This is a genomic window from Chryseolinea serpens, from assembly GCF_900129725.1.
GTDB classification, from domain to species: Bacteria; Bacteroidota; Bacteroidia; order Cytophagales; family Cyclobacteriaceae; genus Chryseolinea; species Chryseolinea serpens.
Map to the genome: position 1 here is coordinate 2,841,314 of NZ_FQWQ01000001.1, position 23,937 is coordinate 2,865,250.

Annotated in this window: 19 protein-coding genes and 1 riboswitch; of the genes, 9 read left to right on the plus strand and 10 right to left on the minus strand. The window is 52.0% G+C overall.

Annotated features, from left to right (window positions below):
* Positions 1 to 7: 7 nt before the first annotated feature.
* Entirely contained in the window at positions 8 to 1,123 is a 1,116-nt protein-coding gene (locus BUB30_RS11350; RefSeq protein ID WP_073133716.1) for a DegT/DnrJ/EryC1/StrS family aminotransferase, read from the minus strand.
* A gap of 176 nt (positions 1,124 to 1,299) precedes the next feature.
* Here BUB30_RS11350 and BUB30_RS11355 point away from each other — a divergent pair, with 176 nt between their 5' ends.
* Entirely contained in the window at positions 1,300 to 4,266 is a 2,967-nt protein-coding gene (locus BUB30_RS11355) for a glycosyltransferase family 117 protein (RefSeq protein WP_073135081.1), read from the plus strand.
* A 123-nt stretch (positions 4,267 to 4,389) separates the two neighbouring features.
* On the opposite strand, the gene BUB30_RS11360 is transcribed toward BUB30_RS11355, so the two are convergent.
* Together BUB30_RS11360 and lpdA are read right to left on the minus strand one after the other, a co-directional pair.
* Entirely contained in the window at positions 4,390 to 5,487 is a 1,098-nt protein-coding gene (locus tag BUB30_RS11360; protein WP_073133718.1) for an acyltransferase family protein, read from the minus strand.
* Positions 5,488 to 5,585: 98 nt separating this feature from the next.
* Complete coding sequence (gene lpdA / locus BUB30_RS11365) at positions 5,586 to 6,977, minus strand: dihydrolipoyl dehydrogenase (RefSeq protein ID WP_073133721.1); 1,392 nt, start codon at positions 6,975 to 6,977, stop codon at positions 5,586 to 5,588.
* 183 nt (positions 6,978 to 7,160) lie between these two features.
* On the opposite strand from lpdA, the gene fabG reads away from it, so the two are divergent.
* The gene (fabG, locus tag BUB30_RS11370) at positions 7,161 to 7,907 is read left to right on the plus strand and encodes a 3-oxoacyl-[acyl-carrier-protein] reductase (protein WP_073133723.1); all 747 of its coding nucleotides are present in this window, start codon (positions 7,161 to 7,163) and stop codon (positions 7,905 to 7,907) included.
* 16 nt (positions 7,908 to 7,923) lie between these two features.
* Here fabG and BUB30_RS11375 read toward each other — a convergent pair whose 3' ends face one another.
* Both BUB30_RS11375 and BUB30_RS11380 read right to left on the minus strand, forming a co-directional pair.
* Positions 7,924 to 8,343, minus strand: a complete 420-nt coding sequence (locus tag BUB30_RS11375; RefSeq protein ID WP_073133725.1) for a helix-turn-helix domain-containing protein — start codon at positions 8,341 to 8,343, stop codon at positions 7,924 to 7,926.
* A 1-nt stretch (position 8,344) separates the two neighbouring features.
* Entirely contained in the window at positions 8,345 to 8,677 is a 333-nt protein-coding gene (locus tag BUB30_RS11380) for a type II toxin-antitoxin system HigB family toxin (RefSeq protein WP_073133728.1), read from the minus strand.
* A gap of 181 nt (positions 8,678 to 8,858) precedes the next feature.
* Between BUB30_RS11380 and BUB30_RS11385 the strand changes: the two genes are divergently transcribed.
* The 4 genes from BUB30_RS11385 (at position 8,859) to BUB30_RS11400 (ending at position 13,590) form a co-directional block, all read left to right on the plus strand.
* Positions 8,859 to 9,314, plus strand: a complete 456-nt coding sequence (locus BUB30_RS11385) for a DinB family protein (protein ID WP_073133730.1) — start codon at positions 8,859 to 8,861, stop codon at positions 9,312 to 9,314.
* Positions 9,315 to 9,473: 159 nt separating this feature from the next.
* Positions 9,474 to 9,576, plus strand: a riboswitch (SAM riboswitch).
* A gap of 279 nt (positions 9,577 to 9,855) precedes the next feature.
* Positions 9,856 to 11,178, plus strand: coding sequence for an O-acetylhomoserine aminocarboxypropyltransferase/cysteine synthase family protein (locus tag BUB30_RS11390; protein ID WP_073133732.1), 1,323 nt, complete (start codon positions 9,856 to 9,858; stop codon positions 11,176 to 11,178).
* A 76-nt stretch (positions 11,179 to 11,254) separates the two neighbouring features.
* Positions 11,255 to 12,307, plus strand: coding sequence for a homoserine O-acetyltransferase family protein (locus BUB30_RS11395; protein WP_073133735.1), 1,053 nt, complete (start codon positions 11,255 to 11,257; stop codon positions 12,305 to 12,307).
* Between the two features lie 20 nt (positions 12,308 to 12,327).
* Positions 12,328 to 13,590 (plus strand): homoserine dehydrogenase, encoded by a 1,263-nt coding sequence (locus BUB30_RS11400; protein WP_073133737.1) that lies wholly within the window; start codon positions 12,328 to 12,330, stop codon positions 13,588 to 13,590.
* A 32-nt stretch (positions 13,591 to 13,622) separates the two neighbouring features.
* Here the strand turns inward: BUB30_RS11400 and BUB30_RS11405 are convergent, their stop codons facing one another.
* Positions 13,623 to 15,338 (minus strand): MASE1 domain-containing protein, encoded by a 1,716-nt coding sequence (locus BUB30_RS11405; RefSeq protein ID WP_178377077.1) that lies wholly within the window; start codon positions 15,336 to 15,338, stop codon positions 13,623 to 13,625.
* Complete coding sequence (locus tag BUB30_RS35125) at positions 15,328 to 15,534, minus strand: hypothetical protein (protein ID WP_178377078.1); 207 nt, start codon at positions 15,532 to 15,534, stop codon at positions 15,328 to 15,330. The genes BUB30_RS11405 and BUB30_RS35125 overlap by 11 nt, the downstream gene beginning before the upstream one ends.
* Positions 15,535 to 15,558: 24 nt before the next feature.
* On the opposite strand from BUB30_RS35125, the gene BUB30_RS11410 reads away from it, so the two are divergent.
* A complete protein-coding gene (locus BUB30_RS11410; RefSeq protein WP_073133742.1) occupies positions 15,559 to 16,719 on the plus strand; it encodes a formimidoylglutamase in 1,161 nt (386 codons plus the stop codon).
* 46 nt (positions 16,720 to 16,765) lie between these two features.
* Here the strand turns inward: BUB30_RS11410 and BUB30_RS11415 are convergent, their stop codons facing one another.
* The 3 genes from BUB30_RS11415 to BUB30_RS11425 all read right to left on the minus strand — a co-directional run bounded on the left by BUB30_RS11415 (position 16,766) and on the right by BUB30_RS11425 (position 22,439).
* Complete coding sequence (locus tag BUB30_RS11415; RefSeq protein WP_073133744.1) at positions 16,766 to 17,644, minus strand: YicC/YloC family endoribonuclease; 879 nt, start codon at positions 17,642 to 17,644, stop codon at positions 16,766 to 16,768.
* 112 nt (positions 17,645 to 17,756) lie between these two features.
* Positions 17,757 to 21,365: a PD40 domain-containing protein gene (locus BUB30_RS11420; protein ID WP_073133746.1), complete on the minus strand. Its 3,609-nt coding sequence runs from the start codon at positions 21,363 to 21,365 to the stop codon at positions 17,757 to 17,759.
* A 3-nt stretch (positions 21,366 to 21,368) separates the two neighbouring features.
* Positions 21,369 to 22,439, minus strand: a complete 1,071-nt coding sequence (locus BUB30_RS11425; RefSeq protein WP_073133749.1) for an NAD(P)/FAD-dependent oxidoreductase — start codon at positions 22,437 to 22,439, stop codon at positions 21,369 to 21,371.
* A gap of 138 nt (positions 22,440 to 22,577) precedes the next feature.
* Between BUB30_RS11425 and BUB30_RS11430 the strand changes: the two genes are divergently transcribed.
* Both BUB30_RS11430 and pssA read left to right on the plus strand, forming a co-directional pair.
* A complete protein-coding gene (locus BUB30_RS11430) occupies positions 22,578 to 23,228 on the plus strand; it encodes an MBL fold metallo-hydrolase (protein WP_073135083.1) in 651 nt (216 codons plus the stop codon).
* Between the two features lie 7 nt (positions 23,229 to 23,235).
* Positions 23,236 to 23,907, plus strand: a complete 672-nt coding sequence (pssA, locus tag BUB30_RS11435) for a CDP-diacylglycerol--serine O-phosphatidyltransferase (protein WP_073133752.1) — start codon at positions 23,236 to 23,238, stop codon at positions 23,905 to 23,907.
* Positions 23,908 to 23,937: the final 30 nt, after the last annotated feature.

A 23,937-nucleotide genomic window follows, 5' to 3' on the forward strand; every position in this document is an offset into this window, starting at 1 on the left:
CCGGCATTTAATTAACGAAAAAATTACGGATCACTTCACTCGTCCTGGCCACTTGCTCGTCTCTCATCCCGGGCCACAACGGCAGGCTCAGCACCGTATCGGCTACACGTTCCGTTAATGGGAAATCTCCCTTCTTAAATCCATATTCGGCATACGCCTGCTGCAAGTGTGGTGGAATCGGGTAATGAACCATGGTCTCTATGCCTTCTTTTGCAAGTGCTTCCTTCAATTTGTCGCGGCGCGCCGTCCGGATCACAAACAAATGGTAAACATGGTTTGCTTCCGCAGAGGTTGCCGGAAGCATAAGATCACCTACTCCTCTCAATTTCTCCAGATATGACTCCGCCAGGCCCCGCCGCTCTTCATTCCATTGTGTCAGGTATTTCAACTTCACGCTCAACACCGCCGCCTGCAATTCGTCGAGCCGCGAGTTGATACCCTTCTCTGCGCAAACATGCTTTGATTCAAAACCGTAATTCCGGAATTGCCGCGCCAACGCTGCTTTGGTTTCATCGGAAGTCGTCACCGCGCCACCATCACCCAGGGCACCCAGATTTTTTGTGGGATAAAAACTGGTCGCGTTGGCATGACCAAAGCTGCCGGTGCGCTGGCCAGCCCATGTGGCGCCGTGAGCCTGGGCATTGTCCTCCACGACCATAAGATTGTATTTGCGGGCCAGCGCCATGATCGCTGTCATATTGCAGGCCTGGCCGTAGAGGTGGACCGGAAGGATCGCCTTGGTTTTGGAAGTAATGTGCTGTTCGATCTGTTGTGGATCGATGTTGAAGGTGACAGGGTTGGGTTCTACCGGTCGTAAAATAGCGCCGGTCTGTGCGGCGGCGTGCCAGGTGGCCACGTAGGTGTTGGCCGGCACGATGATTTCGTCTCCTTTTCCGATGCCGCAGATTTTCAGTGCAACCACCAGAGCGTCATAGCCATTGCCCACGCCCACGCACCGGGATGTGCCGCAAAACGCCGCGTAGGCATCTTCAAATGCCTTCAGGGCGTCACCCAGGATAAACCAGTTCTTATCATAAACCCTTGCCAGGGCCTCCAGGGCCTCCTGGCGAATGGCATTGTGCTGCGGCGAAAACGATAAAAAGGGGATGGGTTCCGGGGTCATGCAGCAAATAGACGAAAGTAGTCGACAAAATAAATGCACCCTGCTGAAAAGCAAAATTTCCCTTATTTTCGGGCTTTTATTTCAAGAATGTCAAAACCGATAAATTGTTGTGGAGGCTAATGCCCCGCCGGTCCAAAAAATCACCTTTTTACACATATCTCAATCCCATATTCTACATGAACTTTCAGAAAACAAATAACATCTTTGGTTGGGTCGTATTTGTGGTAGCCTTAGTCACCTATTGGCTCACCATGGAAGAAACCGCCAGCTATTGGGATTGCGGCGAGTTCATCGCCGTGTCCTTTAAGCTCGAGGTTCCGCACCCTCCCGGAGCTCCCCTCTTTCTCTTGATCGGCCGTCTGTTCTCCTTCCTGGCCCTTGGCGATGTAACCAAAGTGGCCTACTGGATCAACTTCAGCAGCGTGCTGGCCAGCGCCTTTTGCGTGATGTTCCTGTTCTGGTCCATCGTGCTCTTCGGCCGCAAGATCATGCGCCTCACCCGCGAAGAAGAGATCACCGACCCCAAGCTCTGGGTGCTCATGGGCGCCGGCCTGGTGGGCTCGCTGGCCTATACCTTTAGCGACTCCGCCTGGTTCTCGGCCGTCGAAGCGGAAGTGTATGCCATGTCATCGTTCTTCACCGCATTTGTGGTGTGGGCTATGTTGAAGTGGGACGTGATCGAAGACGAATCCAAAGCCAACCGTTGGTTGCTGCTCATTTTCTATATGGTCGGTCTTTCCATCGGCGTCCACTTGCTCAACCTGGTGACCATCCCGGCTCTTGCGCTGATCTATTATTTCAAAAAATACCAGCCCACCGTTTGGGGCGTCATCGGCGCCATGATCGTGAGCTTGCTCATCATCTTCTTCGTAAACGACCTGATCATTCCCGGTCTGCCCACACTGGCCAGCTATTTCGAGATCTATTTTGTGAACAGCCTCGGCCTCCCCTTCGACTCGGGGGTGATCGTATTCAGCCTGATCCTGCTGGTCGCCCTGGTGTACACCATCTACTACTCCCAAAAACACCAGAAGGTGTTGCTCAACACGTTCGCAAACGCCACAGCCTTTATCCTTATCGGCTATGCATCGTATGCCCTCGTGCTCGTTCGCTCCTCCTACGATCCTCCGATCGATGAAGATGATCCCTCCGATGTGATGACCTACGTCAGCTACCTGAAGCGCGAACAATATGGCAGCCGTCCCTTGCTGTACGGACCCTATTTCACCTCGCAGCCCATCGACATGAAACAAGGCGATGCCATCTATAAAAAAGGCAAGACCAGCTACGAGATCAAAGACCACAAATTCGAATATGTGTATGAGCCCGGCACGGAAACGATCCTGCCCCGCATCTGGAGCAGCGACCCCGACCATGCACAAATCTATCGCGACAACCTCGGCCTCGCCGAAGGCCAGAAACCTACCTTTGGCGACAACCTCAAATTCATGTTCCAGCACCAGATCGGCTGGATGTACGTGCGCTACTTCTTCTTCAATTTTGCAGGCCGCGAAAGCGATATCCAGAATGCTGATTGGATCAGCCCGCTGAATTGGTTCGAGAAGCTGCCGCCCGCACTGGCCGAAAACCGGGGCCGCAACAACTTCTTCATGATCCCTTTCCTGCTCGGCCTGGTGGGCATGTTCTATCAGTCCGTGCACAACACGCGCAATTTTGTGGTGGTCACGCTACTCTTCATCCTCACGGGAGTGGCCCTTGTGATCTACCTCAACTCGCCACCTACCGAACCACGCGAACGTGACTACATTTATGCGGGATCGTATTATGCGTTTTGCTTCTGGATAGGATTTGCCGTGATCGCCATGGCCGAAACCTTTGCCAGCTTCACCAAGAACCTGAAAACTTCGGCCATCGTTGCCACGGCCCTGGGTCTCACAGCACCGATCCTGATGGGCGCTGCCGGCTGGGATGACCACAACCGCTCGAACCGCTACTTCTCCGTCGACTCTGCCATCAACTATTTGCAGTCGTGTTCCAAGAACGCCATCCTGTTCACCGGCGGCGACAACGACACGTTCCCCCTGTGGTACTCACAGGAAGTAGAAGGCGTGCGCACCGACATGCGTGTGATCGTGTTGAGCTACTACAACACCGACTGGTATATCGAGCAAAGCATGCGCAAGGTATATACGTCAGATGCTTTCCCGTATACGCTCACGGCCGAGAACTACAGCCAGAACGGCCTGAACGACTACCTGCCCTACTACGAGACCGGCATCAAGCAAATGGACCTGCACAAATTCCTTGACCTGGTGAAGACCAACAACAGGAGCTTGCTGCACCCCAACTACAGTGGTTCACGCAACATGCTCCCCTCCAAAGAGATTGTGCTGAAAGTGGACGTTGAAAAGGTGAAGGCCCTCGGCATCATTCCCGAAGGCATGGACAGCCTCATCGTTCCCGAAATGCATTTCAAAGTGCGCGGCGGCGGACTGGAGAAAAAGGATCTCGCCATGCTCGACGTGCTGGCCACGGCCAACTGGGAACGCCCTCTGTATGTGAACAACACATCACTGGCACAATTCAACGTGGACCTCAGCCGCTACGTGGTACAGGAAGGCAACGCCTATCGCATTCTTCCGGTGTACAACCCGCGTCCGTTCAATCAACAGGAGTTGGTGAACACCAAGGTCAGCACCGAAAACATGCTGAAGAAATTCCAGTTCCGCAACCTGGATAATCCCAAGGTGTACTACAACCAGGACTATCGCAACTTTGTGCTCAACCACCGGAGCAGCTTCAACTCCCTGGCACAATTCCTCTTGCTGCAGGGCGACACCGCCAAGGCCCGCGAAGTATTGTTGTTTGCCCTGGCCAAAATGCCCGATGCGTCTATCCCCTACGACTACACGAATGCACAAACCCTCGGCATGTTGTTCGAAGTGGGTGAGAAGGAGAAAGCCCTGGAGATCGCCAACGTGATGAGCAAACGCGCCGACGAGTTGGCTACGTACTATATCACCAAGCGCGACTTCGGCCGCGAACTGCAGGTGAACATCGTCATCCTGGGCGAATTGCAACAAGTGCTCTACAAATATGGAGAAGCAGACCTGGCCAAGAAAATCGAAGAAGCCTACGAAAAACACGCCGGCGTCTTCCAGAGTCGTGGCGGTGGATTCTAACCGCTACCCTACTAAAAAAATGAGAGGCTGCCCGAAAAGGCAGCCTCTCATTTTTTTTAGCACCAGCTTCACCGTGCTCTTCGGCGAACCCTTGGCCATCGCCGCGCAAGTCTATCCGTGGGCTTATGCCTCCGGGGCAACCTTTTCGGCCGGCGTCACCTCCGACGAAAACTTTGCTTTCATCCGAAGGAACGGTTTCTCGATGAGGTGATACGATCCCATCGCAGCTAAGAAAATCAACACGGTATTCTGGGGGAACCTGTGGATCCAATCCTCGGGACCATCCAATGCCCACATAAAAAATTGCTGCCATAAGTAAATACTATACGACAACACGCCGATGTAATCCATGACCCGGCTGTTGAGCAACCTAAACCAAAGCCCCCGGGGACCAAAGACAGAATACAGCAGGATGAGGGCGATGAGAACATTCGCTAAGGTCCCATACGTCAGGCCCAGGGGAATCAGAACGAAATCCAATCCCACCTTCGACAAAAGAAAGGGCATGTCGGGCAACGCCAGGATGGCGACCGTTGCAAAAACAAAAATGGCCGTCCAATACGCGCTGAACCTCGCTACGATTTCTTCCTTATACAAAGCCAGCAAGCACCCCAGGGCAATGCCGTCAATCCGGGTAAAAACCGTCAACTCGCTATGCCACGCCACGGGATAAAAATGAAACCCGATCCGGATGAGCGGCACCAGAACAATCAAGAGAAGAGCGATTCTTTTTCTGAAGGCATCGCCAACCATAAAAACCAGCGGCCAAAACAAATAAAAGGTCTCCTCCACACTCAGTGACCAGAAGTGACTGGTATACCAATCGTCGTAATAAAATTGTTTTGTGAAGGTCAGCGAGGTTATCCAGGACAACGCGTTGAAATGAAAATACCCGGCCAGCTGAAGGATAAAATATACCAGCAGAACAAAGTAATAAGCCGGAAATATTCGTAAGGATCTCCGGATATAGAATTTCTTAAAAGAGATGGTTCCCGTCCGTTGCTCCTCATCGAGTAGCAAGCTGGTGATGAGAAACCCTGAAACGACGAAAAAGACGTTTACACCGAAGTGGTGGTTCAGCAAAAAATATTTTACCAGGTTCAGCACCCGGTTGTCTTCCTTCCAAAACTGGAAAATATTACTGGTCAGATTCAGGTGTCCCATCACGACCAGCAAAATACTGATCGCACGGAGCCCATTGATACTTGGATATTTCCGCATGGGAATTTAGATGTATCGCGTCAATGCTCCTGAAAAAACACAGCCCGGCAGTAGGTCCGCCGGGCTGTTGGTATAGTTCAGGATGTTTTCCAAATGGCCTACAAGTGGATCACCTCTCCATAGGCCGCCGCAGCAGCTTCCATGATCGCCTCGCTCATGGTCGGGTGCGGGTGAACAGACTTGATGATCTCGTGACCGGTGGTCTCCAGCTTGCGGGCCACGACCACTTCGGCAATCATTTCTGTTACGTTGGCACCGATGAAGTGCGCGCCCAGCCATTCGCCGTATTTGGCATCGAAGATCAGTTTCACAAAGCCGTCGGGAGCGCCGGCAGCCTTCGCTTTACCGGAGGCCGTGAAGGGAAACTTACCTACTTTGATTTCATAGCCAGCCTTCTTGGCAGCTTCTTCCGTCAGCCCCACAGACGCGATCTCTGGCGAGCAATAGGTACATCCCGGAAGGTTGTTATAATTCAACGGCTCAGGATTCTGACCGGCAATTTTCTCCACGCAAATAATGCCTTCAGCAGAAGCCACGTGCGCTAAGGCAGGGCCTTTCACAATATCACCGATGGCATAAACGCCCGGCACGTTGGTCTTGTAGAAATCATCCACCAGCACACGACCTTTGTCGGTTTTCACACCCACTTCTTCCAGGCCAATACCCTCCAGGTTGGTGGACACGCCAACAGCAGAAAGCACGATGTCGGCTTCGATCTTGATCTCACCATCCGGGGTCTTCACGGTAGCCACACAACCGGCACCCGAGGTATCTACCTTGGTTACTTCGGAGTTCACATAGATCTTCATGCCGGCCTTTTTGAACGATTTGTCCAAAGCCTTCGACACTTCTTCGTCCTCTACCGGCACAACGCGGGGAAGGAACTCCACGATCGTGACTTCCGAGCCGAGGGTGTTATAGAAGTAAGCGAACTCCACACCAATGGCACCGCTGCCCACCACTAACAATTTCTTAGGCAGTTTATCGAGGATCATGGCCTCGCGATAGCCGATAATTTTCTTGCCGTCGATTTTCAGATTGGGCAATTCACGCGAGCGGCCGCCCGTGGCCACGATGATGTTCTTGGCCTCGTATTCGGTCTTCTTGCCCTCGGCGTCCGTCACTTCCACTTTGCCGCCTTTCTTCAGTTTCCCGAAGCCCAGCAATTGATCGATCTTATTTTTCTTAAAAAGGAACTGCACACCCTTGCTCATGCCGGCCGCCACCTCGCGACTGCGCTTCACCATGCCGGTGATGTCGGCACTGGAGTCTTTCACCTCTATTCCATAATCCTTTGCATGCTTGATGTATTCAAAAACATTGGCGCTTTTCAGCAACGCTTTGGTGGGGATACAGCCCCAGTTAAGGCATATGCCGCCCAGTTCCGCCTTCTCCACCACGCCCACTTTGAGGCCCAGCTGAGAGGCCCGGATAGCCGCAACGTAACCGCCTGGGCCACTGCCGATCACGATCAGATCATATTTTGACATAGTATTGTATTTTAAAATTCGCTGCCAAAGATAAACCGGAGATCGCGCTTTCAAAAAGTTTACAATTTTTAATAGAAATCCCGGCCCGGCGGGTCCGGTATAATGAATTTTAAGAGAATTGGCTATTTTTAGGCGCAAACTGAGAAACTAAACCCTCGTCCCCCCGCGGGCCACAAGACTTTTATGAAACTGCTACAAGGAAAAACCGCCCTCGTAACCGGGGCCTCCAAGGGAATTGGACGATCTATTGCCTTACAATATGCCGAACAGGGCGCCAATGTGGCCTTCACCTACCTTTCGAGCGTAGAGCAAGGCCAGGCCCTGGAAGCTGAGCTCACCAGCAAAGGTGTAAAAGCGAAAGGCTATCGGTCCGACGCCTCCGACTACGCCCAGGCCGAAAAACTGGTCAACGACGTCATTGCCGACTTCGGCTCGCTGGACGTGCTCATCAACAACGCCGGCATCACCCAAGACACCCTGCTGCTCCGCATGAGTGAAGAAATGTGGGACAAAGTCATTGCCGTAAACCTCAAGTCCTGCTTCAACACCGTGAAAGCCGCCACCAAGCAAATGATGAAGCAAAAAAAGGGCTCCATTATTAATATGACCTCTGTCGTCGGCATCAAAGGCAACGCCGGCCAGGCCAACTATGCCGCCTCCAAGGCAGGCATCATCGGCTTCACCAAGTCGGTGGCGCTGGAGCTGGGCTCACGAGGCATCCGTTCCAATGCGGTGGCTCCCGGTTTCATCGAAACCGAAATGACCGGCAAGCTGGACGAAAAAACCGTCCAAACCTGGCGCGATGCCATCCCGCTGAAACGCGGCGGCCGCCCCGAAGACGTTGCCGATGCGTGCGTGTTCTTGGGATCGGATATGTCGTCTTATATATCCGGACAGGTGCTGCAAGTGGATGGTGGGATGCTGACGTAAGTCGAGTCGATCTTCTTCAAGAGTATCGTAACCCAACCGTCGTTGTACTCGGCGTTTTTTGCACTTTCAATTTATAAGGCCTGTTAAAAGCCTCCTGCGAAATTTTAAAGTGATCGGCCAACTTACGGATGATCTCCTTGGAAAGTCCTTTTTTGTAGTTCAGAATATCGGAGATCAAACCCTTGCTCACACCGAGGATCTCCACAAGATCTTTTGCCTTCAAATCATGTTGCTCGAGTAAACCATGAAGCAATGCGATCGGATCAGCATCGAGAAGAGTGTTGTGTTTTTCATCCCACTTCTCGATCAAAAGGGTCAGCAATTCAATTTCATCTTTGAACGCCTTGCTTTTGGGACTCGAAACGAGACCTTCGAGAATGTCGGCGTATTCGTAGTACTGCCGTTTTGATTTTACCACTTTATATTTGAGTGCCATGTTAATACTGTTTTACAGTGTATTGATCTCCCTTACTACATAAGGCGGAATATTCCGCATGCGTTCCTATCCAGCAGATAAACAAATGAACCTGGGTTTCCCCAAAAGCATATTTACAAATCATCCGATAGGCATTCCCTGCAATATCAAAAACCACCCGGCTACAACCTTTGCCTAATACATCGGCCGCCCCAAATGTTTTCTTTATATCAGGGGGGATCGCCCAGTCTGCAAATTTGATGGCCGTTAGCCACAGCTCAAAGGAAGACCGGCTCCTGGCATTTTCTTCCACAAATTTCCGGATGGTCTCTTTCCTGATCAAATGAACCTTCATCTCAACCAACGTTTAAAGTTACCAAAAGTTCACGTTTTGTAAACTTTTTCTCCAAATTTTTTTTCGCTCATTAATTTTACAACTTATGACATCGTCATAAAAGTGAATCGAAAAGAATTTTCATCCATCAAAACCTTTGCGCTTCGCTTACGTCTTTGCTTTAAACAGATCGTCACCACCAATGCAAAACGAGCTACCCAACCTCGCCCTCCTCCTCCAACGCTCTTTTAAAAAGAACGCGTGGCACGGCCCTTCCGTAAGAGAATCCCTGGAAAACCTCACGCCGGAGCTGGCACAGAAGAGAATCCCCGGAACGCACAGCATCATCGAGCTGGTGGCGCACATGACTTCGTGGAGAATGTTCGTTGTCAAGCGTCTTCAAGGCGACGCCGATTTTAAAGTCTCAGACGAAGCCAACTTCCCGGCCGCTACCGACTGGGTTGCCACCCTCAACGCATTGGAGGAAAGTCACACCCAGCTTATGGAAGCCCTCAAGTCCTTTCCCGAGCACAAATTGCACGAAACCGTACCCAATGCGTCGGCCCCCTACTCATTTTATATCCTCCTCCACGGCATCGTGCACCATGATTTGTACCACACCGGGCAGATCATGCTCATCCGGAGAGCGGAGCTATAACAAACGTTTTAACTCACCCAGAACGCCGTATTTTCAGGGACCGGCCTAACATTTGTCAGCATCGCCACAACAAAAAAAGTTATCGTGCAGTTTGGAAACCTAGCTTTCAGGCTCTACGTTTGTGGTATCAAAGTCGAATAAGCGCATTTCAGCTTAATCGCTTTATAAAGAAGCGTGGAGAGACAGGCTCTAAGAAACGCTAGCAACCTCCTAAAAAAGAAAGGTGCTAAATCCTGATCCGCCAAGGCGGAAAATATAAACGGTTAAAAAATGAAGAAAATCATTCACACCATCATCTCGGGATCAAGCGTACAACGCTTGCGTGCTTATTTCGAAAACCTCTATCATTCTATTGACAGCTACATTAACGGCGACATTTGCATGTGCTGTTGTTGTGCGTGCTGTTGCTGATGAGTGATCCGCGATCTTCCCGCAACACAGTAGCGTACGACCCTGCCAAGTGACAGGCAGTTCTGGTTAGGCTAACTCCCTCTCTTTTTATTCTATTGATTCATTCTTAGACCCTCTAAATATTATAATCATGTCAAATTTACATTTTGAAACCCTTCAACTGCACGCCGGCCAGGAAATCGACCCCACCACCCGCTCCCGTGCCGTACCCATTTATCAAACCACTTCTTATACGTTCAGAGATTCCGAGCATGGCGCGAACCTGTTTGCCCTGAAAGAATTCGGTAACATCTACACGCGCATCATGAACCCCACCACCGATGTGTTCGAGAAACGCATCGCCGCACTCGAAGGGGGCGTGGCAGCGTTGGCCACGGGATCGGGACAAGCCTCGCAATTCCTGGCATTGAACAACATTCTGCAAGCGGGCGACAACTTTGTATCCACTACATTTTTATATGGTGGCACCTACAACCAATTCAAGGTAGCCTTCAAACGCCTCGGCATCGATGTGCGTTTTGCGGAAGGCGACAAGCCCGAAGCTTTCGAAAAACACATCGACAAAAAGACGAAAGCCATCTACCTGGAAACCATCGGCAACCCGGGCTTTAACATTCCCGATTTTGAAGCCATCGCCGCATTGGCGAAAAAGCATGACCTGCCCCTGATCGTTGACAATACATTCGGTGCGGCCGGCTATCTCTTCCGCCCCATCGAACACGGCGCCAACGTCGTGGTGGAGTCTGCTACAAAATGGATCGGCGGCCACGGCACGTCTATCGGCGGTGTGATCATCGACGGTGGAAATTACAACTGGGCCAATGGAAAATTCCCGCAGTTCACCGAGCCATCGGAAGGATACCACGGCTTGAAGTTCTGGGACGTATTTGGTGAAGGCAACCCGCTGGGGCTGCCCAACATCGCGTTCATCATCCGCGCCCGCGTGGAAGGGTTGCGCGATTTCGGCCCGTCGCTGGCACCGTTCAATTCGTTCCTGTTGTTGCAAGGACTCGAAACATTGTCGCTGCGTGTTCAACGTTCTGTCGACAATGCACTGGCACTGGCGAAGTGGCTGGAGAAACACGACCTGGTAGAAAGCGTGAACTATCCCGGCCTCGAAAGCAGCCCCTATCACAAGCTGGCAAAAAAATATCTGCGCAACGGCTTCGGCGGTGTGTTCTCTTTTACCCTGAAAGGAACCAAGCAGCACACCACGAAATTTGTTGATCACCTTAAACTGGTGAGCCATCTCGCCAATGTCGGTGATGCAAAAACGCTGATCATTCAACCTTCGGCTACCACGCACCAACAACTGAGCGACGAAGAACAACTCGCATCGGGTGTAGTGCCCAACCTGCTGCGCATATCGGCCGGCATCGAGCACATCGATGACATCAAGTCGGATCTCCAGCAGGCATTTGAAAAAGTTTTTGAAGGCGAATTAGTATCCTAGTTAAAGTAAGTATAAAAAGTCTCTCCCGCTCACACCGGTTGCCATCCGGGTGAGCGGGCAGGGTTGACAAGAGTTTATGGAAAAGAACGATCAAACCTTTCATTATCAGAAAAAATTTGAACTGGAATCGGGCGCCACCCTGCCGGGCTTTCAGCTCAAATACTCCACGCTCGGCAAGCTCAATGCCGACCGCAGCAATGTGGTCTGGGTTTGTCATGCCCTGACGGGCAGCGCCGATTTCACCGACTGGTGGAGTGGGCTTTTCAATGAAGGGAGATTCTTCGATCCACGTCAATATTTTATTATTTGTGCCAATGTGTTGGGGGGATGCTATGGTTCCACCGGCCATCTGTCGCTGAATCCTGAAACGGGTAAACCCTATTTCCATACCTTCCCCGCGCTGACCAACCGCGACGTCGTGCAGGCTTTTGATTTGCTCCGCCAATCCCTGGGCATCGAGCAGGTGCACACGCTCATCGGGGGCTCGCTCGGCGGACAGCAGGTGTTGGAATGGGCCGTGCAACAACCCGATGTTTTTCAACACATCATTCCCATCGCCACAAACGCCGTGCATTCGCCGTGGGGCATCGCCTTCAATGAAGCACAGCGCATGGCCATCGAAGCTGATGCTACGTGGAAAGAGAACGATCAACGTGCCGGCACCGAAGGCTTAAAAGCTGCCCGCGCCATCGGCATGATCTCGTATCGCTACTACGACACCTATGGCCAGACCCAAGCCGAGAAAAGCGACGAGAAGATAGACGACTTCAGAGCGGCCACTTACCAACGTTATCAGGGCCAGAAGCTGGCGAACCGTTTCAACGCGTTCACCTACTACAGCCTTTCCAAGATGATGGACAGCCAGAACCTGGGGCGCAACCGTGGCAGCGTCGTAGCCGCGTTGAAATCCATCAAAGCAAGAACGCTGGTGGTAGGCATTGATTCCGATATTTTGTTTCCCCTCAGCGAGCAAAAATTCCTTACCGAAAACATTCCGAATGCCCGCCTGGAGGTGATGACCTCGCTCTATGGCCACGACGGTTTTCTGGTTGAGTTTGAACAATTGAGCAGCCACATAAAAAAATTCTTCCTCGAAGACCTCGTCCCCGTGGAAGTAAAGATCCGATAACAGTAAATTAAACGAACGATATGTCAGCAGAAAAAAACAACACCTCACACACCAAACATCGTCACCTCAAGCTGGGCCTCTTCGGTTTTGGCTGCGTGGGCCAGGGATTGTATCACGTATTGGACGAAACGCCCGGCATTAAAGCAGAGATCAAACGCATTTGCGTAAAACATAAAAACAAAACACGTCCTCTGTCGGAAGACCTGTTCACGTTCAGCAAAGAAGACATCCTCAACGACCCGGATATCGATGTGGTCGTGGAGTTGATCGACGATGCCAAGGCCGCTTTTGAAATCGTGAAAACCGCTTTGCAAAACGGCAAAGCCGTGGTCACGGCCAACAAGAAAATGCTGGCGGAACATTTGGAAGAGATCTACCAGCTTCAGCAACAAACGGGCAAGCCGGTGTTGTACGAGGGGGCCGTATGCGGCGCCATCCCCATCATCCGGAACCTGGAAGAGTATTACGACAACGATTTGCTCACGGGCATCGAAGGCATCTTCAACGGCTCGACCAACTACATCCTCACCAAAGTTTTCGAAGAACGCAAAAGCTATAGCGACGCCCTGCAGAAAGCACAGGAGCTTGGTTTTGCCGAGTCCGATCCCAGTCTCGACGTGAAAGGCTTCGACCCCAAGTTCAAACTCGTGGTAGCCATTGCCCACACGTTCGGTGTGTTTGTGAAACCCGAAGAGGTCATCAACATCGGGATCGACCGCATTTCCGATCTTGACTTGAAATTTGCCCGCGACAACGGCTACGGCATCAAACTGATCGCCCGCGCCTTCAAAGTGGAAAATAAAGTATTTGGCTTTGTCGCTCCCCAGTTCATCGAATCCACACATCCCCTATACGCCGTTCGCAACGAATACAACGCCGTGCAGGTACAAAGCGCTTTTGCCGAACAACAACTTTTTGTCGGCAAGGGTGCGGGAAGCTACCCCACAGGTTCGGCGGTTTTGTCGGATATTTCGGCACTCACCTACGATTATCAATACGAATACAAAAAACTTCACCAGCCACACGATCTCAAATTCACGAACCGTCTCACCGTCGAGGCCTTTGTGAGCTTTGACGAAGGAACATCGATCTCCATGAGCGACTTCGAGCAATTCCAGTCGGGCTATGCCTCGCATGGCAAACAATACATGGTGGGCAAAGTGAGCCTGGAAAAATTGCAGGAATGGTCGGGATGGGATGGTGTGGGCGTCATTCTCGCACCCAATGCTACCCTTACGCCGCAAAAAGAAACGACGAAATCGTTCAGCCTGGCCTCATCCTAAAGCGAGCCAAAAAGCATTCCATAAAAGAAGGATCAGATAAGTTCGGGGATGGCCAGCTTCACGGTTGTGCCCCGGCCCACTTCCGACTCGATGTCGATGTGACCGTTCAGTTTGTCGATGGCTTCCTTCACGATGTAGAGGCCCAGGCCTGAGCCGGCGCCGTCGTCGGTGGCGCGATAGAACATTTTGTAGATATTCGGCAGGTGGTCTTTTTCAATACCCTTGCCGTTGTCTTCGATGGCCAGCGTGGCCAGGTGCTCCCGGATCTCCACGTTTACCTTGATGACGGGATCTTTGCCATTGCGATAGCGAATGGAATTGGAGATGATGTTGTTGAGGATCACTTTCAAACGCCAGCGATCCGAAAAGAACGGGGCCTCCTGGTTGATCCGGATCACCTTTTGCACCGATTGGCCCGTGCTGGTGGCGAACTTCAACTGATTGAACGTTTCGTCGATGAGCGGCTCGAAGTGTATTTCTTCCCGCTTTACCTCCAAACGCGAATTCCGCGACTGATCCAAGATTTCCTTGATGAAATGATCCTGCTGCATGGCGCTTTTGTGGATCATGTCCAGGTACATGTCTTTCATGATCCCGTCTGTATCCTTTTTCGCCAGGTTGATCAACCCCAGCACAGATGCGATGGGTGCGCGAAGGTCGTGCGAAACACTGTAGACAAAATTGTCGAGTTCGGTGTTGCGCTTGCTCAGCTCGGTGTTGGTACGTTGTATTTTTTCTTCGGCGTTTTTGCGCGTCACGATTTCCTCGTTGAGGGCGCGGGTGCGTTCCTGCACCATCGCTTCCAGGTTCTCGTTAAATTCCAGGAGTTTATTTTGAGCTTGGTACCGTTCCCTCACGGTAGCGGAAAGAATGATGGTGCTAATACTGATGACCCCGATAAAGATCTGCAACAGCAACATGGAATTGTAAGAGTCCGAAAGCACAAAAGGGCCAACGCCTCCGATGGTCATGTAGATGGACAACAGTGCCGTGATCAGCACACCGGCGATGGCCACGATCAGTTCGAAACGGAATGCCAACCATAAAAGGAATGGCAACACCAGGAACGGCAGCGCGCGCTCCAAGGTGGCGACCATATAGTCGACCTCCAGCAAGGCAATGATGCCGCCAAGCAACAAGATAAAAATACCAACCTCGATGGCTTTCCCTGTCGTGAGACGAACATGGATCTTCCTCGAGCAAGCCAGGATGAACGGCGTGAACAACAGGATACCCACCACGTTTCCAACCCACGACGAAATGCCCGTGCGCAACAGGTTGTCTGACGACACCACATCGTTGATGTACAATCCCCACGTGCTAATGCCCGCCCCAATCCAGCACATGATCATGGTAACGAACAGGAAACGGAAGGCATTCTTCGCACTCCGAAACGGGAAGTCGTCTCTGATCCATTTCTTCACCAGGTACGTGCCGGTCACGGCTTCCAGCGTGTTGCCTAAGGCGATGAGGCTGCTGATGGTGATGATTTCCTGGGCGGGAAGGTGAGGGTTGTTCCAGTAGGCCATGACGTTGGCCACCAGCGATCCGATGGTGATGCCGGGCCAGGAAGACCGGCCCAAAAGGATGATCAAGGCAAATCCTATACCCGAAGGCGGCCATGTGGGCAAGGCCGTAGACCCCTCGAACGCAAAAAAATAGCCCACTCTGGCAAAAAGATAATACAAGAGGGCCACCCCAATGATCTTGAGGTCAAGCTTGTATTTAAGTGGCAGTTTAACGTTCAAAATCAATTAACTCATTATCAACCAAATATAATAACAAAAGAGCCGGATTAGCCATTCGTCCCGGAACGAGGTTCCATTTTTGAAGCCGAGCTGCTTTTTTTGGGGGTCTAACCGTAAAGCTAGGCTCAATAAAAGGGCCTTGTTGTCGTTCGGGCAGACCTTTCGAAAAGTATGCAGTGAAAATTCTATCTTTCACACAGAAAATTTTTTAGCCTCTTTTATGGATCTGACCATCTTATTTTCTCCGGTAGACGAATCACTCTACGAAGACATCACCTCCCCCTCCAGCTTTTATAGAAACATTCATGTGTTCGGCGAGAAGATGCCCGACTACCGGGGCGCTCACATTGCCCTGTTTGGGGTGAAAGAAGGACGTGGCTCGCTGCAAAATGCTGGGTCGGCTGCTGGTGCCGATGCGATCCGTAAGAAGCTCTATCACCTGAAACGTGGTACGGGAACCTACCGCATTCTCGATCTCGGCAACCTTAACGTGGGGCACGACCTGGACGAGACCTATACACGCATCAGCGAAGTGTGTCGCATGCTGTTGGAAGAGAACGTACTTCCGATTGTCATCGGCGGTTCGCACGACCTGGACTATGGTCAATATGCGGCCTACGAGACCATGGACAAACTGGTGAGCCTGTTGAACGTGGATGCCTTTCTCGACCTGGACGAAAAAAAGGAAGCCGGTGCAAGCCGGCAACACATTCATAAGATCTTGTTGCACGAACCCAACTTCCTATTCAGCTATACGCACCTGGCCTATCAAAGCTACCTGATCGATCCGTTGTCGGTGTCGGTACTGGAGAAGCTTTACTTTGAGGCGTTTCGCATCGGGCAAATGCGCACCAACATGCAGGAGATGGAGCCCACCATTCGCAACGCCGACATCGTATCCTTTGACGTCACCGCGATCCGCTCGTCCGATGCCCCCGGAAATGCCCAGGCCCAACCGTTCGGGCTGACAGGCGAAGAGGCTTGCCAGATCTGCTGGTATGCCGGTCTGAATGAAAAGCTAAGCTCGATAGGTTTCTACGAATACAATCCCGCTTTCGACGATGCGCACCAGAAGACCGCCGCCGTGGTGGCTACCATGATCTGGTATTTTGTGGAAGGCTACTATCATCGCAAGAACGAGCAGAACTTCAGAAGCAACGACTTCATGAAATATTCCGTGTCCATGCCTTCCGAACCGGAGGTGCTCACGTTCTACAAAAGTAAGGTAAGCGAAAAATGGTGGCTTGAAGTGCCCTATCCCAACGGTCGCGAGCGCTACGCGCGCAACAGCATTGTGCCGTGCAGCTACAACGACTATCAAACGGCGGTGAAAGGTGAAGTGCCCGATCGCTATATCAGTATGCTGGCAAAGCTGATCTGATCTTCATTCTGGAGTGAATTTTCAATTTTCCAGATTGCAACCAACGCTACACAACGTTGTTCAGCTGTTCCTTTATTTTTTCGAGTTCTTCTTTCATCACGACAACGTGCTTTTGAATGGCAGCGTCGCTGGCCTTCGAGCCGATGGTATTGATTTCACGACCGATCTCCTGGGAGATGAACCCTAATTTCTTGCCATTGTTCTGGGCTTCCCGGGCCACTTGGATAAAGTAGTCGAGATGGGCTTGCAGGCGAACCTTCTCTTCGTTGATATCGAGCTTTTCGATATAGAAAATGATTTCTTGCTCCAACCGGTTGGTGTCGTAGCCTTCCTCGCCAAAAAAGGAAACTACATTTCCTTTTAACCGCTCGCGAATGCGCTCCACGCGTTTGGGGTCGAGTTCGTTGACGGCTTTCAATTGCTTGCTGATCTCCAGACAGCAGTCGGTGAGCACTTTCTCCAGCACCTTGCCTTCGGCTTTCCGGAAATCTTCACACCGTTCGATGGAGGCGATGATGCATTCCCTTACCTTCTTCCATTCTTCTTCATCGGCGCTGTCTTTGGCTTTGCTTTGCACAACATCAGGCGAGGCGAGGGCAAGTTCGAAAAGACCTTCGTAAGGGGCCACGACGCGGTCGGCCAGTTTTTTCAATTCGGCATAGTAGGCGGTGAACAGCGCCTCGTTGTAAGACTGCTTGGTTTCGACTTCGCCATAGCGTTGATACTCCACGTTGATGGAGACCTTGCCGCGTTCCAGTTTTTCGCTGATCAGGTTGCGCACTTCGATCTCTTTGTCGGAGAAAAGTTTGGGTAGCCTTAAGCTGAGGTCAAGAAACTTGGAGTTAAGGCTTTTCACCTCGGAAGCAATCTGAACCAGGCCGTCGTCGGCGGTGCATTGGCCGAAGCCTGTCATGGATTTAATCATGCAATAAAAATTCTATTTCGTGGATGTCAAGACTGCGCAAAGTACATAAACATACCTCGCCAACCACGGCGATGTATGTTTATGCGATGGCGAATGACAAAATTGATGACCGTTAGAAGTCAAAGCCCAGGGTAACAAACACTCTCGGTTTGGATACCTGGTAATTTTCTACGGGCCATGCTAGGTCGCCCTTGATGTAATAACCGAACAACACCGTGCGGACACCGAGACCGTAGCTATAGAGCCACGGGTTCAGGTAGTTTTTGATCTGCACCTTGAAGGGTCCATCGGCGATCTCTTCGTAGCTCACGCTGTTGGTGGAGTTGAACGGCGGCTTGCCCGACCAGCTCGTGCCGATGTCGTAGAAGGCAATGAATTGCAGGTTGCGCAGCAGGTTCGAGGAGATGGGACCATTCGACAGGGCTTTCACCAGGGGCACCCTGAATTCTGCATTGGCCATCATCACGCTGTTACCAAACAAGGTCGCGTAGTCGAAGCCGCGCAGGGAGGTCGCGTATTCCACAAACAAGATATCCTGGTTTTCGCCGGGGAAGCCCAGTGGATTGGGTTGGCCATCGCTGGTCTTGCCGTTTTTGCGGGTCTTGTTGAACAGCCAGTTGTCCATACCACCCAGCAAATATTTCTTAGGCGAGTTGCCAAAGAAGGTGCCGGCATATCCACGCACCGCGAAGACAATCTCCTTGTAGATCTTTTGATAGTGACGCACGTCGATCGAAGCCTGGCTAAATCCGAGGTCGGCGTTGTTCAGGCCCTGGTAGTTTTGGAACGAGATCTTTGCCCGGGTACCTTCGATGAGGTTGAGACCGGTAGACACGGAGTTGTCGTATACAAGTTCCGCTTTGAGACCGGCATAATAGTTATTCACGGGCGTCTTCGTAGGCGGCGCGGTGGGATAGTCAGCCTCACCCAAATCAACCGATCGCGCCAGTGCGCCGAAAGGTTTTAACGTGAAGCGAATGCGGTCGGAGATCGGAAGCGAAGCGCTCAATTCTATCCGGTTCAGTGAGTAATGATACAGTTCGCCTTGCAAGCCATCTTCCGCCGGCTCGGCCGACCAACGTATGCCCTTGCGGTCGACGCGCACGCCAAAGTCGATGAGCGATTTGAGGTATTGGAATTCAGCAAAGAAATCGCCGTTCTTCAAGTCGACGCTGGTCATCAACCCGCCAAAGAAGCGGTAGTTCTCCAGCATGTCGTTCATCTGCGTCTCGATGGAGATACCCAGGCCCCGCATCGGGTCTACGAGCATGGACGTGACGAGGCTGTTGGAACTGAATTTCGATTCATAAGGGAACGGTCCGGTGATACGGCTCTTCTCGCGCGCCTTCATGTAGCGGGTCAGGAACGACTCGCTCGGTTGGTTCTTCACCGCTTCATCCTCGAAGGTATAGTTGTCGGTGTTTACTTCACCGGGTTTCTTTGGCGTCTGTTGTGTCTTTGCAACCTTGGTGGTGTCTGTCACCGGCACCTGCGGCGTGGATTGCGCAGGAGTCGGCTTCTTTTCTTCGTCACCAAAAACATAATTGTCGGTGTTCACCTCGCCGGGCTTGGGTTGCTGGGCGGGTGGTTGCCTGTTTTCGGCGCGCTCAGCGGGAGTAGTTTCGGTCCGCGCTGGCGTAGGTTCTGTCCGCACCACTGGTGGAGTGGTTACAGGTGCCGTTGCGGGCTTCTTTTCGTCTTCAAACGCATAGTTGTCGGAGTTGATGGCATCGGCGCGGTTTGCGGGAGTACCCAGGCGGGTGCTGTCGATGGCGGCCGGCGGGCCGGCTTGCACGATAGTGGAATCATGGTGCGCCGGTGGCTGAACGTTTGTGGCCGTATCCTTTTGTGGTTGGGCCTGGCGCAAACGCGAGTTGAGCAGGTCCTTGATGCTCATGTTCTTATTCTCCTCCTGCTTGCGCCGCTCGCGGATCACGCGCGCCTGCTGCAAATCCTTGCGCCGTGTAGCGGGCGTGAATACCTGCCGGTTGAGATTAAAACTGCGGTCGACATAAATATTCTCCTTGTTGTCTTCTGTCATCACCATGGCCATCGTTTGATTGGCGAAGTTGAGGTCGATGTCTTTGATGCTCGCATTGAAGTTGGTGATCTGCGAGTAGATGCCCGTGGGACGGTTGTATTTGAAGAGGTTGATGATACCCCGCTGATCGCTGAGGTAATAAAAATTGTTCTCGTCCAAGGCCTGGGGAGAATGGTCTTTGCTGAGCGTGTTGGTGAGGCGCGTCAACAGGAACTTGGTGCTGTCCAGGTCATAGACAAACAGGTTGTAATTGTTGGTGAGTTTTTCAAACTGGGGCTTTGCATTGGCCCGCAGCGTGTCGGTGGTGCGGTTTGACGAGAACACGATCCGGTTGGTGTTGGGAATGAACGTGGGGTCGAGGTCATCGTACAAGTCGTTGGTGAGGCGGCGTACGCGGTCGCGCTTGGAACTCAACAGGAACAGGTCGCTCTTGCCTTCAAAGTCGGCGCTGAGGATGATTAGCCTTCCGTTGCCGGAGAAACTGAAACTGCGGATGTTGCTGAAGCGTTCCAATTGCCGTGGCAATTTCGTGCGCGTGTTAAAATCATAGAGCCAGAAAACGTATTGCCCGCTCTTCACGCCGATCACACCGAGTGTGGTGGCGTCCGACCAGGCGATGAGTGGCAGGCTGTAGTCCACCCGTTGTTTGATCACTTTGCTGCCACCGGAGATGATGGTTTTCTCCCGTCCCGTTTCCAGCGATCTCACTTTCACAATATAACGGCCCCGGTCGTTTTCGGCATAGGCGATGTTGCGGCCATCGGGACTGATCTTTACCGTGGTGAATTCTGTGGTCTTGTTGTGTTGCTGTGTGAAGGAGGTGGACGCTTCCGGATCGATGTAGGATTTACTCACCGTGGTTTCCATGTCGGAGTAGAACTTCTGCCACTCCATCAGCAGTTGTTTGAAGCTTATGCCGAGCGTGATCAGAATACTTTTCTCTTCGTTGCGGGTAACCCGCGTGTAGTTGAGGATATTGGCCACACTGCTCTTCCCGTATTTCTCTGCGATAAAATTCCAGATAGACTGCCCCACTAACCCCGCCTCGTTGCCGGAAAGCTTCGTGGCTCTTTTCGCGCGGCGTGTTTTCATTAGTTGACGGATGTAATCGTCCATGTCCATGCTCCAGCCGCGGGCCACGTAGAGCGAGGCGCCGTTCACAAACCAGTCGGGCAGGTTCATGAGGATCGAGCTTTGGAACATGTCCTTCAGGTTGCCGCCGAACATCATCTCGTGGATCATGATGTCGGAAATCTGGAAAAGCAATTCGTCTTTAAATTCCTGGGCCGTTCCCATGTGGGCCACTTCAACATACGGCTTTATAAATTCCGTTTCACCGCCGACGTTGAACACATTGTGGTTCAGGCCTACGTTACTTTGGCGCAGGTCGCTGAGGGAGTTATAGAGGAAAACTTTTGTTTTGAAATACGGCGGATAGCCGATCAGGTCCGTGATGCGATCGAATTCTCCTTCGAGGTATTCCAACGCTTCCGTGGCCACACCTTTACGGGCATCGTAATAGTAAACGTCGAAATTCTCGCCGCTGAGATATACCCAGTCGAACTGACGGTACTGAATTCTATTCTTCCCAAATACCTCCCGCGATTGCTGGGCTTTTACCTGGGGGGAACATAAAACGATCAGAGTTAGGATGAGTAGTAGTCCGCTTCGCAAATTCATAATTCATTTAGGGGAAGTCCAATATAGTACATTATAACGTTCAATATCCACCTCTTTGTTTATGGCCGGAATATTTAACACGGCCCGGATCAAAACCTCCGAAAAATAGGGGGTGAGGCTCACCCCTTTCGTGCCCATGCCATTGAAAACAAAGGCCAATTCCCATTGGGGATGCCTTCCCAACAAAGGGCGCCGGTCTGGGGTGGTCGGTCGCACGCCGGCAATCTGCCCGATCACCTCCGCCGGAAAACGGATCAGTTCGTTCAATCTTTCCACCAGCTCCGCACAGGCCTGGGGCGTGACGTCCGGCGACGCGTCCTGGAAATTATACGTGGCCCCCACGCGCCACTCGCCAGGCGCGCCGGCCGGGACCATAAAAACGCCGCGGTTCAGGATCACGTCCGGTTGAAAGGCGGCACGGATCCGGATCATTTCGCCTTTCAAGGGCTTCACCGGCAGCCACCGAAACGTTTCCGACGCGTGCACACCGGTGCAAAAGATGATCCTGGAGGCCTCGTATTGTCTGTAGCGGACACCGTCTGCCGACAGGGTCAGTGCCTGCTCGTCCAAATCTTCCTGTAGAAACTCGCCTTCCTGGGCGATCCATTGCCTTACCGCCTCGAGATAGGTCTCGGTGTCCAGGTATCCGCATTGTTTCAGCAGCAGTCCGCCAAACGGGTCTGCCACCGCGGGAAAGGTGCTCGCCGTGGTTATTTTTTCAATATAGGGTGCATAGGCCGGCGACGCGCTTTTGCCCATCCATTCGTTTTGTTCCTCGACAGAAAGGAAAGGCCGGTAGAGCGGCAGGGGATAAAAGAATTTTTGGGCGGTTTTTTCTTCCACTGCCCGGTAGAACGAAAACAGGTAGGGAAATAATGTGTCGGCCATCCAGGTCTTTACCATTTTGCGGCCGGTGATGGGATTGAACAATCCCGCGGCGATGCGCGAGGAGTTGTTTCGCGACGGCTGGTCGATCACCAGGATGCGCTTTCCCTGCCGGAGCAACTGCACGGCCACGGCCGAACCGGCCAGACCCTGGCCTACGATAATATAATCTACCTGTCGCGCTATCATTCCGGGGCGCCAAACTACGATAAAGTCCCCAGCATTTTTTGGGAGAATGTGAAATTGCTGTGAAGCCCGGCTACAAAAATGGTGGCAGGCGACAGGCCATCGGAAATTTCAGTTTACTTTGAAGAAAAATTCGGGGACATGCTTCAGATCGAGTCGTTCGTTTTTAACCCTTTTCAGGAAAACACCTACGTGTTATATGACGACTCGGGCGAATGCGTGATCATTGACCCGGGATGCTATGAGCCTTTTGAACGGCAAGAGCTGGCCGATTTTATTTCGGCAGAAGGCCTCACGGTGAAAATGCTGCTCAACACCCATTGCCACATCGACCACGTGCTGGGCAACGCGTTCGTAAAAGAAAAATATGGCGTCCGCCTCTACATCCACGCCAAGGACGAGCCCGTGTTGCGCGCGGTGAAGGCCTACGCCCCCAACTATGGTTTCGCCCAATACCACGAAGCCACCCCCGATGCGTTTCTGGAAGAAGGGCAGGATATTGCGTTCGGACAACAAAGTTTTAAAGTACTGTTCGTCCCCGGGCATGCGCCAGGACATGTGGCCTTTTATAACGAAAAAGAAAAAATCGTAATGAGTGGCGACGTCTTATTCCAGAACAGCATTGGCCGCACCGATCTGCCGGGTGGAGATTTTGACACGCTGATCCGGAGCATCCATCAAAAACTTTTTACCTTGCCGGACGACGTCATTGTTTTTCCCGGCCACGGTCCGGAGACAAACATTGGTTTTGAAAAGAAAACAAATCCGTTTTGCGCCGTGATTTCAACCTGATTGGTTCATGATTAAATACCTTCCCAATTTTTTAACCTGCTGCAATCTGGTGTGCGGCATGCTGGGCATCATCTTCTTGTGGGAAAATGCCGCCGTTCCCACCGCCTATTTTGTGTGGGCAGCCTGTTTGTTCGATTTCTTTGACGGCTTTGCCGCACGATGGCTCAAGGTTTCTTCACCCATCGGGAAAGAGCTGGATTCCATGGCCGATATGGTGAGCTTTGGGGCCCTGCCTGCGCTGTTCGTCTACCAAGCCCTGCAGGGATCGACCACCCCATTCTTGCCCTACGTGGCCCTGCTCATCGCCGTTTGTTCCGCCCTTCGCCTGGCCATATTCAACCTCGACACCACCCAATCGGATGCCTTCAAGGGCCTGCCCACACCCGCCAACGCCATCTTCCTGACGGCATTGCCTTTTTTGCAAGGCCTGGGCGTTAACGTGATGGGGAACACGACCCTGTTGGCAGTGATTGCCGTGCTTTTTTCGGTCTTGCTGGTGTCCCGGATCGACCTCTTTGCCTTGAAGTTCAAAAATTTCAATTGGGCCGAAAATAAAGTCCGGTTTACCTTCCTGTTGCTGGCCGTATTACTGCTGGCCTTCTTTCAATGGGCGGCATTGCCCGTGATCATACTTTTGTACATTACCCTATCGTTAGGGGTCCGGGTGTTTTCAAAATAAGGCGCTAATTTTCAAGCTTAAATCTTTTCC